We start from the raw sequence: 16,198 nt of genomic DNA, 5'->3' as shown, positions 1-16,198 counted from the left end.
TTTAAGCTCGATAATTAAAAAAGGGCCAAATTTTTGGCTGGCATAAGTAGGGGATTAAATATGTTAGGAAAGAATATCCGAATTTCAGTGAGCTTATACTTACTCCTGATTTTATTTTGTGGCATGCAGTTAACCTCAAGCGGCGTTTCTGTTGGCATCGTTAACAGCGAATTAAACGCGCTAGAAAGAATCGATATGGGTTCTAAAAAACGCGCATTACTGGAAGAGACCAGCAAAAACTTAATGCAGGCACGTAATAGCCTGACTCAAATTGCCTTACTGATGAAAGTAGGCGACCACGTTCCATTAATCGAAGAAACCCGCGTTGTTTTCGATAACTACTTAATTTCAGCTAACAAATCGTATAACGAATTCAAAACTCAGCCAGTGCTAAGCGAAAAAGAAAACTTAGCGGCATTGGAAGAGAAATTTAATGCCTTTGTCGTCACGTTAAACGCATTGAAAGGCAATCTTGATAACAACGATGTTGCGGCTTATATCAATCTGCCTGCACAACAAAACCAAGATGAATTAATCAGTGTTATTAATAATTATCTCTCTGTTTTAAATGATGAAAGTAATGATTCTATTGCGGATGCAAGATTTTATAACCAATTTGCATGGGTTTCATTCTTTACCGTCATTGTCATTATTTTCGGTGTGATTGCCGTTGTGCATCTGTGGTTAAAACGTAAAGTCATTTCACCATTAAACAGCATGAGTGAACACTTTATGCACGTTGCGGAAGGAAAACTAAATCAGAATATTGAAATTAATTTCCGTGATGAAATCGGTGATGTATTCGAAAAATTAAAAGTCATGCAGCAATCATTGGCAAAAACTGTCACCTCTATTCGTTCTAATACAGACCAAATGTATACGGGTATTCGTGAGATTGCTTTAGGGAATAATAATTTATCATCAAGAACAGAACAGCAGGCCGCCTCGTTAGAAGAGACGGCAGCGAGTATGGAAGAGTTAACTGCGACAGTGAAACAAAACGCCGATAATGCGCGTCAAGCTAGCGAACTTGCAGTGAGTGCATCGCGCACAGCGACAAAAGGCGGTGAAATCACGGAAGGTGTGATTGACACGATGACTGCCATTTCTAATAGCTCTCAGAAAATTAGCGCCATCATCAGTGTCATTGATGGCATCGCTTTCCAGACCAACATCCTTGCATTAAATGCTGCAGTAGAAGCGGCGCGTGCGGGTGAACAAGGTCGTGGATTCTCGGTAGTTGCAGGTGAAGTTCGCGCATTAGCGCAACGAAGCGCTGAAGCGGCGAAAGAGATCAAAGGCTTGATTGACGAGTCAGTAGGGCGTGTGAACCAGGGCTCTCAGTTGGTGAATGAAGCAGGTCAAACCATGAATGAACTGGTTGCCGCTGTTAACCAAGTGACTGAATTAATGGGCAATATTGCGTCTGCATCGAATGAACAGAGCCGAGGTATTGAGCAAGTTGCGATTGCAGTAAGCCAAATGGATTCTGTTACACAACAAAACGCCGCATTAGTAGAGCAATCAACCAGTGCGACAGCAGCACTTGAAGACCAAGCCAATAATTTGGTCGAGACTGTGGAATTTTTCGAATTACCAGAACAGTCGACCCGAGTTAGACGGTAATGGGTATTCATGCGATAGCGTGAATAATGAACTCTCAATCTAGATAACTTGAACTAGGGAGAGGCGGTTAGTTAGACAACGCATAAGTTAGACGATGATAGTTAGGCAGCCACTTTCGGCTGCCTCGCCGGTTTTTATTGAATAGGACGACAAGTACGATGCTATTAGTACCACAGATAGAACCTTTGACTGATGACGAGTTTGGTCGGGTTTGTCGATTTATTCATAAAAAGTCTGGAATAGTCCTTACGATGAATAAGAAAAATATGGTCTATAACCGCTTATTAAAGCGCTTACGTGACTGTAATATCGACAATTTTTCTGATTACTTACGGATGTTAGAGCGTGAACCGTTGAATACGGAATGGCAAGCATTTATCAACGCACTGACCACAAACTTAACGGCATTCTTTCGAGAGCCTCACCACTTTGCGACATTGACAGATTTTTTAAAAAGCCGTCGAAATAGCAATATCAATATTTGGTGTTCGGCTTCTTCGACAGGGGAAGAACCTTATTCTATCGCCATGACAGTGAGCGATGTTCTGGGAGCCAACGCTGTCAATGCCAAGGTCGTTGCCAGTGATATTGACACGGAAGTATTAGAGAAAGCGAAACAAGGGATCTATCGAATCGAAGAACTCAAAACCCTGACAGCACTGCAACGGCAGCGCTACTTCATGAAAGGGGTGGGTGAGTACGAAGGGTTTGCTCGCGTAAAGCCCGCACTTAGCAACATGATTGAGTTTCGTTACTTAAACCTGACGGAAGGCGATTGGCAATTACAACATCGCTTCGATGCGATTTTTTGCCGCAACGTCATGATTTATTTTGACAAGGAAATGCAGATAAAACTGCTAGAGCGCTTTGCGCCACTGCTCAAGCCGGATGGCTTATTGTTTATTGGTCACTCTGAAAATATTTCGCAACTGACAAAACAGTTTGTGATCAATGGGCAGACCGTCTACAGCTTAGCGTCGGCGAGGAGAGGACAATGAAAAAAATAAAAGTATTGTGCGTCGATGACTCTGCACTCATGCGCCAATTAATGCGTGAAATTATCAACAGTCACACTGATATGGAAGTGGTCGACACAGCGCCAGATCCGTATGTTGCTCGGGACTTAATTAAGCAACTGGAGCCAGATGTTATCACCCTCGATGTTGAAATGCCGAGAATGGATGGTATTGATTTTTTAGAGAAATTGATGCGGCTGCATCCAATTCCGGTCGTTATGGTCTCCACATTAACCTCTAAAGGCTCTGAAGTGACATTAAAGGCTTTAGAACTGGGCGCCGTAGATTTTGTGACAAAACCACAGATTGGTATTCGCGAAACCATGATGAGTTATCGCGATATGATCGGTGAAAAAATTCGCGCAGCGGCAATGTCTAAAATGTCGCAGCGTAACCGTTTTGCTCGTACAGAGAAAAAAGTTGCTGAGCCGACAACTCTCGCTAAACCGCTGACGCCATACGTGTGCAACAACCGTGTGATAGCCGTGGGAGCCTCAACTGGTGGAACAGAAGCTATCCGCCAATTTTTAGAGATGCTGCCAAGAGAATGCCCGCCAGTGGTGATCACTCAGCATATGCCAGCAGGCTTCACTCGCTCTTTTGCTGAACGCTTAAATAAACTGTGTGCACTTACAGTTAAAGAGGCGGAGCACAATGAGATTTTGCAAAAAGGCTGCGCCTATATTGCGCCGGGTGATTCACACATGTTGATTGCCGATAAAGGCAAAGGTTATCAAGTGGTGTTGGAACAGAGCGAGCCGGTTAACCGCCATCGTCCTTCCGTCGATGTGTTATTTGACTCAGTCGCTAAGCATGTCGGACGTAAATGTATTGGTATTTTGCTGACCGGAATGGGAATGGATGGCGCCAAGGGCTTACTCAACCTGCGTCAACAAGGGGCTTTCACTTATGCTCAAAACGAAAGTAGTTGCGTCGTATTTGGTATGCCGCGTGCTGCAATCGAAATGAATGCCGCAGATGAAGTGCTGGATCTACTGAAAATTGCCCCAAGCGTATTAACAAAACTTTCTACTGTCACCGTTTAGTGGTGACAGTTTATTTATCATTGTATTTTTGAAGGAGTGGTTATGGCCGCTAAAGATCTGAGCTTTCTGGTTGTCGATGACTTTTCTACTATGCGTCGCATCGTCCGTAACTTATTAAAAGAACTTGGTTTTAACAAAATTGAAGAAGCGGAAGATGGCGTTGATGCCCTCGAAAAAATCCGTGCTGGGAATATTGATTTTGTTGTTGCTGACTGGAATATGCCAAATATGGATGGTTTAGAGTTACTCAAAACCATTCGTGGCGATGATGCACTTAAACATATCCCTGTCTTAATGGTGACCGCAGAAGCGAAAAAAGAAAATATTATTGCGGCAGCACAAGCTGGTGCGAGCGGCTATGTTGTGAAACCGTTTACCGCAGCTATCCTCGAAGAAAAATTAAATAAAGTATTTGAAAAAATGGGGCTGCAATAATCGCGGGCGGTAAAGGAGACAGTGATGATTGAACAAGTAGCAATGAATGGCAGTCGTAATGGCACTGGCAACGAAGATCTAAAACACGTCATTACACGTATTGGAACTCTGATGCGAACCTTACGTGAAAGTATGCGTGAGTTGGGTTTAGAGAAAAGCGTTCAGCAGGCAGTAGCAAGTATTCCAGACGGTAAAGACCGCCTGCGTTATATTGCGCAAATGACAGCCCAAGCGGCAGAAAAAACACTCAACGGCATTGATGTTATCAAGCCGCTGCAAGTGGAAATGAACAAAAATGCGATTGCGTTGCAGCAACAGTGGGAAGAGGCGGCGTCCGGTGAAGTCTCTGAAGCGTTACGCGGCTCCACTCAAGCATTTTTGGGACAAGTTATCCAAGATAGCGAAGTGACGAAAGCTGAACTATTAGAAATCATGATGGCGCAAGACTTCCAAGACTTAACGGGGCAAGTCGTCAAAAAAATGATGGAAGTGGTTGAAGAAGCAGAGAAACAGCTATTAGCGTTGCTGATGGAAAATACACCACCAGAAATGCGAGTGAAGACTCAAAGTGAAAGCCTGCTCAATGGTCCTCAGATTAATAAAGAAGGTGTGAATGTGATGGCATCACAGTCACAGGTGGATGATCTGTTAGATGAATTAGGTTTCTAATTCGCTCCTTCGAGATATTTTGAGCTATAGCGTTATTGGCTGAGTTTACCTGCTTGCTATGGCTCAAACTATTTAGGGTAGTTGTGCATCATTATTTTATTAGCAATTTTTCATCAAAACCCATCGACCAGTAGATCGCGTTTTTGATTTTATCTCTTTAGTACCCAATGCAAATAATCTCTTTTTCTAGCATGGATTTAGAGATAGCTGACATCAAATGAGTCATAAGTACATAGGGCTGTCCTTCAATATTAATAATCGGGTTAAGTCGAATCGGTAGGGCGGCTTGTTGATGACGTGTATCAAATAATGGAATGATAAGGCGTGTTGTTAGGTCATGAATAAGTTGCAATTGCTGACGAATGACTGGATAGCGTGCCGAGAAATGAAATTATAATGGTGGAATAGGGAGAGGAATGTTGAGGTGGTAAAAGAGGATATTAATAGGGCATTAACGCAGGCTTGAATAGCTTTTCAAACCTGCGCAAACAAAACAGAGATAAAGTTATTTCTTTTTATTCAACATAGCTTTTAAATCTGCAAACGGGTTATAAGTGGCTTCACCCACATCTTTTTGTGCATCTTCACCCGCAACCACATTCGTTCCGTACTGGTCGGCTTCTGTATACTTAGAGTGTTCATGGTCATGGCAGAAGAGACACAATAATTCCCAGTTACTGCCATCTTCAGGGTTATTGGTATGATCATGATCGATATGATGAACAGTTAATTCTCTTAGATTTGAATAAACGAATTCCCGTGAGCAGCGTCCACATATCCATGGATAAATCTTGAGTGCTTTTTCACGGTAGCCACTTTCTAAGCGAGCATAGTTTTTAGGGATCAAAGCCATAACGAATATCACCTGCTATAAATAGAGTGTTTTATATTGATACTGTCAATATACCCCATTTTACAGCACGGGTATTATAGGAAGTGATTTTTTAGGTCATCCTTTTTGACTTTTTCTCTTGTTACCTTTCATTTGCCTCTTTGCGAAGCGCTTCGCAAAGTTGTTGCCATATTGCTCAATAGCCAAAAAACCCCTGCGAACTACGTCTATTTTCCACCATTGATTTTTTTACACTCTGTCATGCTATAGCGACTATGCGTATAGGCTAATTTTTTGGAAGTCACGTGTCCGACGAAAGTGATGTAGAAAAAACAGAAGAACCCACGCCCCATAAAAAGCAGAAAGCGAAAGATGATGGGCAAATTGTTCGCTCCAAAGAATTAAGCTCCCTCATGATGATGTTGGCTGGAGTCAGTTTGCTGTGGTTAAGTGGCGGGCATTTGGCAAACCAGTTACGACAAATCATGCGCCAAGGATTTATCTTTGACGGGCATTACCTGCAAAACACAGGGTTAATGCTCAGTTATTTGGGGAGGGTGGTTAGTGAGGCGTTATTTGCTCTACTCCCAATTATCGGGGGGTTAGCGCTGGTGGGGATCTCTGCTTCGTCACTGGTGGGTGGGCTGTTATTTAATAGCAAATTGATTAAGTTTGATTTGAAAAAATTAAACCCAATCAAAGGATTAAAACGAATTTTCTCTATGAATGCCTTATCTGAATTGTTTAAGGCGATATTAAAATCACTGTTTGTGGGGTTAGGAGCATCCATTTTCCTCTGGCAAAGTTGGCCTTCACTACTCCATTTGGTGATGGAACCACCGACAACGGCATTAGCGAATGCACTAGAGAAGGTAATTTTTGCAGGTTATTTAATTGTCTTTCTCTTAATCCCGATGGTGGCATTTGATGTGTTTTATCAATTTCGTTCCCACTTGAAAAAGTTGCGGATGAGCCGTCAAGAAATTAAAGACGAATTTAAGCAGCAAGAGGGTGATCCGCACATTAAAGCCAAAATTCGTCAGCAACAACGAGCGATTGCGCGTAACCGAATGATGGCAGATGTCCCCAGTGCGGATGTGATTGTTACTAACCCGACTCACTACGCTGTCGCCCTAAAATATGACGATAAAAAAATGGGGGCGCCGAAAGTTTTGGCAAAAGGCGCAGGAGTTATTGCTCAACGTATTAAAGAAATTGGTGCAGAGCACCGCATTTTACAACTTGAAGCTCCACCGCTCGCGCGTGCGTTATACCGTCATGCGGAGATTGGACAAAGTATCCCTGTTGCGCTGTATGCAGCGGTAGCAGAAGTTTTAGCATGGGTTTACCAATTACGCCGTTGGCGTCGTGAAGGTGGCCTGAAACCAAAGAAACCGAAGAATTTACCAGTGCCACCGACGCTGGATTTTGCTGGAGATAACAATCGCGATGGCTAATTTGGCTGCACTTTTAAAATTGCCGAAAAACTTACAAGGAACTCAGTGGCAAATCCTCGCTGGACCCGTGCTGATATTACTGATTCTGTCGATGATGGTTTTACCATTACCGGCATTTTTGCTTGATTTGTTGTTCACCTTTAACATTGCTCTGTCCATTATGGTTCTGCTTGTGGCGATGTTCACCAAACGGACATTGGATTTTGCCGCATTTCCCACCATTTTGCTGTTCGCAACCTTATTGCGCCTATCTTTGAATATCGCTTCAACGCGTATTATTTTGCTGGATGGTCATACTGGACCTGATGCTGCTGGGCGTGTTGTCGAAGCTTTTGGTCACTTCCTGGTTGGCGGTAACTTTGCCATTGGTATCGTTGTTTTCATTATCTTGGTTCTGATTAACTTTATGGTTATCACCAAGGGTGCGGGGCGTATCGCCGAAGTGGGTGCTCGCTTTGTGCTTGATGGTATGCCCGGTAAGCAAATGGCCATTGATGCCGACTTAAACGCCGGTATCATTAATGATGATGAAGCGAAAAAACGCCGAGCAGAAGTCACTCAAGAAGCCGATTTTTACGGTTCAATGGACGGTGCGAGTAAATTCGTCCGTGGTGATGCTGTCGCCGGAATTATGATCATGGTGATAAACGTCATCGGTGGTCTGATTGTTGGTGTGGGTCAGCACCATATGACCCTCGGTGATGCAACGAGCGTTTATACCTTATTAACCATTGGTGACGGTCTAGTTGCCCAAATTCCAGCATTGATCATTTCAACGGCAGCGGGGGTTATTGTCACTCGCGTTGCAACCGATGAAGATGTCGGTGAGCAGATGGTCACTCAACTGTTCAATAATCCGCGCGTGATGTGGCTCAGTGCTGGGGTGTTAGGGTTGATTGGTCTTATTCCAGGGATGCCTAACTTTGTTTTCCTACTGTTTACTGCGGCATTGGCTGCATTAGGCTGGTATCTGGTAAAACGCTCACGTAACCCAGAAAAAGTGATGGATGATAGCCAAGCGCAACATTTCCAAGAAGCCAATAAAGTGGTCGAAGCAACATGGGATGATGTGCAGTTAGAAGATTTACTGGCAATGGAAGTCGGTTATCGCTTAATTCCGTTGGTTGATAACGATCAACAAGGGGAGCTATTGGGTCGACTTCGTGGGTTACGTAAGAAATTTGCTCAGGAAGTCGGATACTTACCTCCGGTGGTACATATTTGCGACAACTTAGAGTTATCCCCATGTGAATATCGCATTCTTATCAAAGGGGCTGAGGTGGGGCGCGGAGAAGCTCAACCTGGACGTAACTTAGCGATTGATCCGGGTAATGCGGCGGGAACTTTACAAGGAGATATGACTAAAGAACCTGCGTTTGGTCTGCCTGCAATATGGATCGATGACGATTTACGTGAACAAGCACAAATCCAAGGTTATACCGTCGTTTCTGCAAGTACCGCGGTAGCAACGCACTTTAACCAAATTTTACTGCAATATTCGAGCACTCTGTTCGGTCGCCAAGAAGCCCAGATGTTGTATGACCGAGTGAAAAAAGAGATGCCAAAACTGGCGGATGATTTGATCCCTGACACTATTTCACTGACCATCTTGCACCGCGTTTTACAAAACCTACTCATGGAAGATGTGGTGATCCGCGACATGCGCACCATTATTGAAACGCTGGCTGAAATGGCAGGTGAAAATGGTGAACAAAAAGACACTGATTACCTTACCTCTCAGGTACGTATTGCTTTAGGACGAGCCATTACCCAGCAATGGTTTGGTAGCGCTGAAGAGATCCAAGTGATTGGGTTGGATGCGAAGTTAGAGCAAATCCTGCTACAAGCCGCAAAGAATGGCGGTGGCTTAGAGCCAAACTTAGCCCAGTTTATTCAAACTCAAGCTGAAGAAGCAGTGGGGCATCAAGAAGCGATGGGGGCGCCAACCGTATTGTTAGTGAATCATGCCCTGAGGCTGATTTTATCTCGCTTCCTGCGTCGTAGTTTGCCGCAATTAGTGGTGATGTCCAATTTAGAAATGACAGATCACCGTAAGATTAGAATGACATCGATGATCAGTGGGTCATAAACAGTCGATTGATTTCAAGTTAACGAAACGCAAATAAGTATCACAATAGGTAGTGTAGTGAGATGAGTGTCATAACTCCTCACTCACTGCCTATTTTTTCGTGCATTAGTTTTATACAAAAGCACAGTTAAGGTCTTTGCAGACTTTAAACCGAACGCTGCGAACAGCATCAAGTCTCACTAACATGAGCCGAAAAATGTTAGATATTAATCATTAATGTGCATCGATACCTTATACATAATCATGGTGTAAAGAACATGGCAGACACATTGAAGGAATTATTGGAATTTGCTAAAGGACTAGAGAAAATCGGGGTTACAGATGGAGATGTTGTGAAACGTATTGAGGCGAGAATAAAAGCAAAAAAGGTGAAATCTAATCGACCAAAAGGCTAAATTTAATAAACCAAAAGACTAAATTTAATAAACCAAAAGACTCTGATCATTTAACCAGATAAAAATGGGGGGCGAGGAAAACAGGTTTAGTCAGAAATCTAAATTGAAATTTTCTTTCCTAACGCAGGACGTTTAGATTCTAAGCCATCGGCACCGTAAGTTGACTGATTATTATGCTTTTTCACAAAATTTAGACGTTGTGCATTCAGCTCAATATGCAGTTGAAGCATTTGGTGATTACGATAATTTAAATCTTTTAGTTGGGTCGTTAGGTCTTTAATCGTATTCCAAGTATGGTTGAGCACTGGGTTACCTTCATAAGGTGCAACGATTTTTGCTTGCTCTTCCAGTTGTAAACGGTGGTTCTCACCATGACTGATAGCGGCAACTAAAAAACGTTTTTGCTCCGTCGTTTCCTGAAATGGAGAAGGTGGCACACGATGGTAACCCAATAATAACTCTTCATTCTTCATCACAATTTCCAGTGATTGCAAATGACCAAGCTGCTGTTCTAATAGTAGTAATAATTCGTCGTTCATAGTCGTTCAGTTTATTTCATAGAAAGCATGCATTCATGGGCATCACGTAAAATACCATCAGCGATTTTACCTGCATCCATGGTTAACGTGCCGTCTTTGATGGCTTGTTTGATTTTTTCAACTTTAGCGACATCAATATCAGAAGCTTGAGGTTGAAGTAATTTCTTTTGTAACTCACTCGGTGCAAAAGAGCTTTCTTTAACGGCTTCATTTGCGGAGACTTTTTTCTCACGAACCAGCGCTGCGGTTTCTTGTGGATCGCGAGTGGTTACCTGAGTCAAGGCAGAGATTGCAGATGTTTGCTCAATAGCCATAGTATTTTTCCTGTTCCCGATATTTTTGATATAGAAGGTTATCGGCAGATATTAATGAACCTTTAATATTCGGTTAGCTTTCAAATTACCAATGAGATAGGTAATTTCACTTAAATCGCGATATAAATTCTGATAATTAACTGCATGTTTAACTACTTCAGACGAATTGCAAAAATTATACCTGTAATTCACTTCAAAAACAGAAAATTATCACGCTATAACTTGATGATTTAATTTTAAATTAAGTTAGTTAAGCGCTACTTGAACACTGCCATTTTCTTGAGCTTCACCATTAACCACTTGCCCATTGATAAGTCGAACTCGAATATTTTCACCCATGGCGGCATTATTAATGGCTCGACCTTCATATTTAACGGAAAAGTTATTACCAGTGGCAAATACATACACGGTTTGACCTGCCTTAATAGCCCAAGGGCGCCTAACCATTGAGCTAGTAAACGTCTGCCCTGCGGTAATATTGCGAAGGGCTAACGTACCACGCAGCGCCATCTTGTCGGTAGATGCCCCAGATGGCAATTGGTGAATAAGCCCTCTTTTGGTGCCAATATCCACAAATTCAATGGTTTCTCCCCGTTGAATATTACGGGTGGCAACATAATATAGCCCAGTGACATTCACCGTCAGCTGTAAATACTGTTTTTTCTTATCGCATTGCACAGGAAGTGAGATATTTCCCATATTACGACCCCCACTTGGTAAGCCAATTTGCGGCTTATCACAATTTGGCCATTTATCAATTGGGGTTTTTATTTCAATTGAAACGCTATTTTGCTTTCCATGAATTTTACGGAAATACTGGTCAATATCTTGTGGGAGAGATGCTTGCGCAGAAAAAGAAAATAGATTTAATATACTGATAATTAAAATATATTTAATTGAAAAAACAGTTTTCATCATCCCATTTCCTTTTTCATCCCATACCTTTTTACCCTTGAAGTTTACCTACATCGTCAATAATGAATGAGGCAAATAGGTCAATTATTTTGCCTTTATCTCGCCATTAGATTTTTTATCTGCCAGCTAATATGAGCATCGAATTTCTATATTCAAACTTTGCGTTTATAAAAACTGCAATTAAAAAATTCTTAATTTTCGTCTAAATCGATTAGGAATTAACTTAAATCCATTGAGGAAACCATGATTGATAAATTAGATGCCACCTTTGCTTTTCAGCAACGGGCTTTGTCCATAAGAGAAGCAAGACAGACTGTTTTGGCTTCTAACATCGCCAATGCGGATACCCCTGGTTATCAAGCACGTGATATTGATTTTAATCGTCAATTACAACAAGCGATGGATAAAGGCGTGGTGAAAGGAAAGGGTATTTCACTGGCAGTGACAGCCAAAGGGCATATTGAAGGACATGATATGAAGCCTGCTGCATTGGATCTGAAATATCGTGTGCCTTATCAAACTTCAATGGATGGAAATACGGTTGATATGGATGTTGAGCGCAGCCAATTTGCTGATAACACATTGAAATATCAAGCCGATCTTACATTCATCAATAGCCAAGTCAAAAGTATGTTGGCCGTTCTACAACAAGGGTAAGGGTTATGGGTCTACTCAGTATTTTTGATATCTCCTCTTCTGCATTAACCGCGCAATCTCAGCGTCTAAACGTTAGCGCGAGTAACATGGCGAACGCAGAAAGTGTGGTGGGTCCTGATGGTGAACCGTACCGTGCGAAGCAAGTGGTTTTTCAAATGGCGCCACAAGGTCGCAATCAAGTCGGTGGCGTTCGTGTGAGTGAATTAATCGAAGATCCTGCTCCTCCGCGTATGGAATACAAGCCCGGTCATCCTCTTGCAGATGAAAAAGGCTACGTGAAGATGCCTAACGTCGATACCGTAGGTGAAATGATCAACACCATCTCCGCATCGCGCAGCTATCAAGCCAACTTAGAAGTCATGAATACCGCAAAAACATTGCTACAGAAAACCTTAACGCTAGGTCAGTAACGGAGGCGCGCAATGGGAATTTCTGCATCAATGAATGATTCTTTGGATAACACAGTTGCTGGGCCAGCAGCTGCAGCCAGTAACATTCCAAAGAAAAGTCAAAGTGATGATATGCGTGACACATTTTTAACCATGATTGTCACGCAGATGAAAAACCAAGACCCGACCAAACCAATGGATAACGCGGATTTAACGGGGCAACTAGCTCAAATCGCTACACTTGAGAGCATGAATAAGCTCAGTGATAGTGTGACAGGGATTTCGCAACAGATAGGGTCTGGGCAGTCATTACAGGCAACGCAACTCGTGGGCAAAGGGGTGCTTATCCCGCGCAATGAAATTGTGCTGGCACCACTGAAAAAAGAGAGTAGTGGCGAAAATAGCAATGTAGCTAAGCCAGCGAACCCATTACCTGACGATGTGATTAGCGCGAATAGCCCATCTAATTTTGGGCTCAGTAATTTTGGCGCAACAGAGGGTAATGAAGGCGGAGAAGGTACTGAAGAGCCGCAAACTGATTACATTTCATCGCCATTTGGCTTCTTCCTACCGAAGATGGCCGATAGCGTTGAAATTACCATTCGAGACAAAAACCGCACCGTAATCCGCACTATCACCTATGACTCAGAAGTGAAACCCGATATTTACGATATGGCATGGGATGGTCGCGATAACAACGGTAATGTGGTTGCCGATCCGAAAGGGAAATATTTCTTTGATGTGAAAGCCGTCAGGATGGGGTCTGAAATTGAGGTCACCAAACTCGGTTATACCCGAGTCAATGGTGTCACACCTGGCTCAGATGCACCATTACTGGATGTTGGAATAGGGCAAAGTGTGCCACTAAGCAGCATCTTTAAAGTGTATCCCGCATCTTAATTTTATTCCCCAAACTTTTATTCCCCAAATATTCATGGAGAAAATATGTCTTTTTCACAAGCAGTTAGTGGCTTAAATGCAGCATCAGCGGGGCTAGACTCGATTGGTAACAATATTGCCAACTCCGCAACTAACGGTTTTAAAGGGGCAACAACCTCGTTTGCTGATATGTTTGCCGGCTCCGGTGTTGGGCTAGGTGTGAACGTCGCAGCGGTCACTCAAAACTTCAAAGATGGTCCAATTACCCGTACTGATAGAGCAACCGACGTTGCGATTTCCGGTAACGGGTTTTTCCGCGTTCAAGACCAAAACGGTGATGTTTATTACAGCCGTGACGGTCAATTCTTGCGTGATAAAAGCGGTAACTTAGTCAACAACCAAGGCATGGTAGTGACTGGGTATCCGGCAAGCGTGGATGAGAAAGGTAACATCACTGTGCAAAGCGGCGGTGTTCCGGCTGGAATGAATATCCCAACGGATATGATGGATGCGAAGCAATCTGATTTAGCTAAGTTAACCATCAACCTGAACTCAGAAGATAAAGTTAAAGATAAGCCTTTTGATCCAAACAAGCCTGATGATATCGCGACATATAACTTCAGCACGACCATGACAGCTTATGACAGCCAAGGTAACACCCATGAAATTTCTGTTTATTTTGTGAAGGATGCAGATAACAAATGGAGTGCATACGCTAAAGATTCTAGTGAAACCAAAGCTGAAAAACTGGGGGAGCTAGAATTTGACGGTAACGGTAAGCTAATGACTGAAAAAGTAGTCAAAGGTCCAAACCCTGGTGACCCAGATACTACGGTTCAATTACCAACAACGTTTGCTTTCCCATTCAAAGGCTTAAATGGTGCGAATGATGGTACTCTACAAGTCGATTTGGGTAAAACTCGTCAACAAAAAGTGAGCGAATCTTCAGTCAGTGCTATCGATGTGAACGGCTACCCAGCCGGTGAATACACCACCTTCAAAATCGAAGATAACGGTCTGATTGTTGCTAACTACTCCAACCAACAAAAACGTGTTGTGGGTCAAATTGCGTTATCCGCATTTGCTAACCCGAACGGTTTGGTTTCCCAAGGTGGTAACGTTTGGGCGGCATCAAATGCTTCTGGTAACCCAATGGATGGCGTTCCGGGTGTAGGTCAATTCGGTAAGTTGACCAGTGGTGCGCTGGAATCGTCCAACGTGGATATGAGCCAAGAACTGATCAGCATGATCGTAATGCAGCGTAACTATCAGTCCAATGCCCAAACCATTAAGACCCAAGACCAGATGTTACAAACACTGGTTAACTTACGTTAATCCTAGAGGCTGGCGATGGATCATGTCATTTATACCGCAATGGGCGGGGCGCGTCATGCGCTTGAAAACCAAAGTATTGTTTCGAATAACATTGCGAACGTTTCAACAGCGGGCTTTAAAGCTCAACTGTCAGCGATGCGCGCGGTGCCTATTCACGGTGATACCGAGCAGACGCGTACGCTAGTTGTTGCATCAACACCGGGTGCGGATATGAGCCAAGGTCAACTGAACTATACCGGTAGACCGATGGATGTTGCGTTGAATGATAAACACTTTTTGGCAGTCGCTTTAGGCGATGGCACGGAGGCGTATACCCGCAACGGTAACATCCAAATTTCGCCAGACGGTGAATTAATGATTGGTGAGCGTGTGTTGCAAGGGGATGGCGGGGCTATCAACGTGCCACCTAACGCGGAATTAACCATTGGTAACGATGGCACCATTACGGCTTTGCTGGCAACCGATCCACCAACCATGTTGGGACAGATTGGCCGCCTCAAAGTGGTTGAAGCGCAGCCGCAAGACTTAGTCCGTGGCGAAGATGGATTATTCCATTTATCTCCTCAGGCACAAGCAGCGAATGGCGAAGGATTACCCATGAGCGAGCGTGCTATCGTGACTTCTGGCGTGATTGAAGGAAGTAACGTCAATGCCGCTGAAGCCATGGTCTCCATGATTGCCAATGCTCGTCATTTTGAAATGCAAATGAAAGTGATCCACAGCGCAGACGAAAATGCGCAGCGTGCCAATCAACTACTTACTATCAGTTAATCACTAACAGCTAGCCGCTAGTCGGCAAATGTTAGTAAGGAATGACTATGATCCGCTCTTTATGGATTGCAAAAACAGGGCTTGATGCTCAACAAACTAACCTTGACGTGATTTCCAACAACTTGGCAAACGTCAGCACTAATGGCTTTAAACGCCAACGTGCGGTATTTGAAGATTTACTGTACCAAAACATCCGTCAACCGGGTGCGATGAGTTCAGAACAAACTTCATTACCATCAGGTTTACAAATGGGTACAGGTGCGCGCCCAGTGGCGACCGTACGTATTCATAGCCAAGGTAACTTAAACAAAACTGGCACGACCACGGATATCGCTATCAAAGGTCAAGGCTTTTTACACGTTCAAATGCCAGATGGTACTGATGCTTACACCCGTGATGGTGCTTTGCAGCGTAACCAAGATGGTCAGTTAGTGACATCGAGCGGTTATCAAGTGGTTCCGGCGATCATGATCCCAGAAAACGCCAACAGCTTGAGTATTGCCCGTGATGGTACGGTTTCTGTCACCGTGTATGGGGATAACCAACCACAGCAAATCGGTCAAATCACGTTAACCACCTTTATTAACGATGCTGGCTTAGAAAGCATGGGTGAAAACCTGTATATGGAAACCGCAAGTTCAGGTGCACCGAATGAGAGTGCTCCGGGTACTAATGGCGCAGGGTTGCTGTATCAAGGCATGTTAGAAACCTCAAACGTTAACGTTGCCGAAGAGTTGGTGAACATGATCCAAACTCAACGCGCATACGAAATTAACAGCAAGGCAGTTTCTGCATCAGACCAAATGCTGCAACGTCTGACACAGCTGTAAGTAA

General features: G+C 43.4%; 19 protein-coding genes. 14 read left to right on the top strand and 5 right to left on the bottom strand.

The genetic code is table 11. The features are described 5' to 3' along the window. The first annotated feature begins 60 nt into the window (after window positions 1-60). The 5 genes from GKR71_RS18420 (at window position 61) to GKR71_RS18400 (ending at window position 4,792) form a co-directional block, all read left to right on the top strand. Window positions 61-1,626 (top strand): methyl-accepting chemotaxis protein, encoded by a 1,566-nt coding sequence (locus tag GKR71_RS18420; protein ID WP_036951488.1) that lies wholly within the window; start codon window positions 61-63, stop codon window positions 1,624-1,626. Window positions 1,627-1,784: 158 nt separating this feature from the next. Beyond that, entirely contained in the window at window positions 1,785-2,624 is an 840-nt protein-coding gene (locus GKR71_RS18415) for a CheR family methyltransferase (protein WP_036951486.1), read from the top strand. Then, window positions 2,621-3,688: a protein-glutamate methylesterase/protein-glutamine glutaminase gene (locus GKR71_RS18410; protein WP_036951484.1), complete on the top strand. Its 1,068-nt coding sequence runs from the start codon at window positions 2,621-2,623 to the stop codon at window positions 3,686-3,688. Before GKR71_RS18415 ends, GKR71_RS18410 begins: the two co-directional genes overlap by 4 nt. A 42-nt stretch (window positions 3,689-3,730) precedes the next feature. Then, window positions 3,731-4,123, top strand: a complete 393-nt coding sequence (cheY, locus tag GKR71_RS18405; protein ID WP_036951481.1) for a chemotaxis response regulator CheY — start codon at window positions 3,731-3,733, stop codon at window positions 4,121-4,123. Between the two features lie 24 nt (window positions 4,124-4,147). Continuing rightward, on the top strand, window positions 4,148-4,792 hold the full coding sequence (locus tag GKR71_RS18400; protein ID WP_132494647.1) for a protein phosphatase CheZ: 645 nt from the start codon (window positions 4,148-4,150) through the stop codon (window positions 4,790-4,792). Window positions 4,793-4,949: 157 nt separating this feature from the next. Here the strand turns inward: GKR71_RS18400 and GKR71_RS20535 are convergent, their stop codons facing one another. Both GKR71_RS20535 and yajD read right to left on the bottom strand, forming a co-directional pair. Next, window positions 4,950-5,144: a CcdB family protein gene (locus GKR71_RS20535; RefSeq protein WP_154634674.1), complete on the bottom strand. Its 195-nt coding sequence runs from the start codon at window positions 5,142-5,144 to the stop codon at window positions 4,950-4,952. Window positions 5,145-5,297: 153 nt separating this feature from the next. Next, on the bottom strand, window positions 5,298-5,645 hold the full coding sequence (gene yajD / locus GKR71_RS18390) for an HNH nuclease YajD (protein WP_154634673.1): 348 nt from the start codon (window positions 5,643-5,645) through the stop codon (window positions 5,298-5,300). Window positions 5,646-5,929: 284 nt separating this feature from the next. On the opposite strand from yajD, the gene flhB reads away from it, so the two are divergent. From flhB to GKR71_RS18375, 3 genes are all read left to right on the top strand, one after another. Further along, window positions 5,930-7,081 carry a flagellar biosynthesis protein FlhB gene (gene flhB / locus GKR71_RS18385; protein ID WP_036951475.1) on the top strand — a complete coding sequence of 384 codons (1,152 nt, stop codon included), beginning with the start codon at window positions 5,930-5,932 and terminating at the stop codon, window positions 7,079-7,081. Then, on the top strand, window positions 7,074-9,170 hold the full coding sequence (gene flhA, locus GKR71_RS18380) for a flagellar biosynthesis protein FlhA (RefSeq protein ID WP_036951472.1): 2,097 nt from the start codon (window positions 7,074-7,076) through the stop codon (window positions 9,168-9,170). Before flhB ends, flhA begins: the two co-directional genes overlap by 8 nt. A 257-nt stretch (window positions 9,171-9,427) precedes the next feature. Further along, entirely contained in the window at window positions 9,428-9,565 is a 138-nt protein-coding gene (locus GKR71_RS18375; RefSeq protein WP_154634672.1) for a hypothetical protein, read from the top strand. Window positions 9,566-9,663: 98 nt separating this feature from the next. Here GKR71_RS18375 and GKR71_RS18370 read toward each other — a convergent pair whose 3' ends face one another. The 3 genes from GKR71_RS18370 to flgA all read right to left on the bottom strand — a co-directional run bounded on the left by GKR71_RS18370 (window position 9,664) and on the right by flgA (window position 11,336). Then, complete coding sequence (locus GKR71_RS18370) at window positions 9,664-10,104, bottom strand: flagella synthesis protein FlgN (protein ID WP_036951468.1); 441 nt, start codon at window positions 10,102-10,104, stop codon at window positions 9,664-9,666. 11 nt (window positions 10,105-10,115) lie between these two features. Next, complete coding sequence (flgM, locus tag GKR71_RS18365; RefSeq protein WP_036951464.1) at window positions 10,116-10,418, bottom strand: flagellar biosynthesis anti-sigma factor FlgM; 303 nt, start codon at window positions 10,416-10,418, stop codon at window positions 10,116-10,118. A 246-nt stretch (window positions 10,419-10,664) separates the two neighbouring features. Then, the gene (flgA, locus tag GKR71_RS18360; protein WP_154634671.1) at window positions 10,665-11,336 is read right to left on the bottom strand and encodes a flagellar basal body P-ring formation chaperone FlgA; all 672 of its coding nucleotides are present in this window, start codon (window positions 11,334-11,336) and stop codon (window positions 10,665-10,667) included. A 240-nt stretch (window positions 11,337-11,576) separates the two neighbouring features. Here flgA and flgB point away from each other — a divergent pair, with 240 nt between their 5' ends. From flgB to flgG, 6 genes are read left to right on the top strand one after another with little or no spacing between them, the layout of a single operon-like run. Further along, on the top strand, window positions 11,577-11,990 hold the full coding sequence (flgB, locus tag GKR71_RS18355; RefSeq protein WP_006657508.1) for a flagellar basal body rod protein FlgB: 414 nt from the start codon (window positions 11,577-11,579) through the stop codon (window positions 11,988-11,990). A gap of 5 nt (window positions 11,991-11,995) precedes the next feature. Continuing rightward, window positions 11,996-12,400: a flagellar basal body rod protein FlgC gene (flgC, locus tag GKR71_RS18350; protein WP_036951457.1), complete on the top strand. Its 405-nt coding sequence runs from the start codon at window positions 11,996-11,998 to the stop codon at window positions 12,398-12,400. Between the two features lie 12 nt (window positions 12,401-12,412). Continuing rightward, window positions 12,413-13,279, top strand: coding sequence for a flagellar hook assembly protein FlgD (locus tag GKR71_RS18345; protein ID WP_036951454.1), 867 nt, complete (start codon window positions 12,413-12,415; stop codon window positions 13,277-13,279). 45 nt (window positions 13,280-13,324) lie between these two features. Then, a complete protein-coding gene (gene flgE, locus GKR71_RS18340; RefSeq protein WP_036951452.1) occupies window positions 13,325-14,593 on the top strand; it encodes a flagellar hook protein FlgE in 1,269 nt (422 codons plus the stop codon). A 15-nt stretch (window positions 14,594-14,608) separates the two neighbouring features. Beyond that, on the top strand, window positions 14,609-15,364 hold the full coding sequence (locus GKR71_RS18335; protein ID WP_036951450.1) for a flagellar basal body rod protein FlgF: 756 nt from the start codon (window positions 14,609-14,611) through the stop codon (window positions 15,362-15,364). A gap of 47 nt (window positions 15,365-15,411) precedes the next feature. Next, on the top strand, window positions 15,412-16,194 hold the full coding sequence (gene flgG, locus GKR71_RS18330) for a flagellar basal-body rod protein FlgG (RefSeq protein WP_006657513.1): 783 nt from the start codon (window positions 15,412-15,414) through the stop codon (window positions 16,192-16,194). Window positions 16,195-16,198: the final 4 nt, after the last annotated feature.

It is taken from the genome of Providencia sp. wls1922, assembly GCF_009706505.1.
In the GTDB taxonomy this organism is placed as follows: Bacteria; Pseudomonadota; Gammaproteobacteria; order Enterobacterales; family Enterobacteriaceae; genus Providencia; species Providencia lanzhouensis.
The sequence above is the reverse complement of the archived record's forward strand: the minus strand, read 5'-3'. Positions and strand labels throughout refer to the sequence as shown.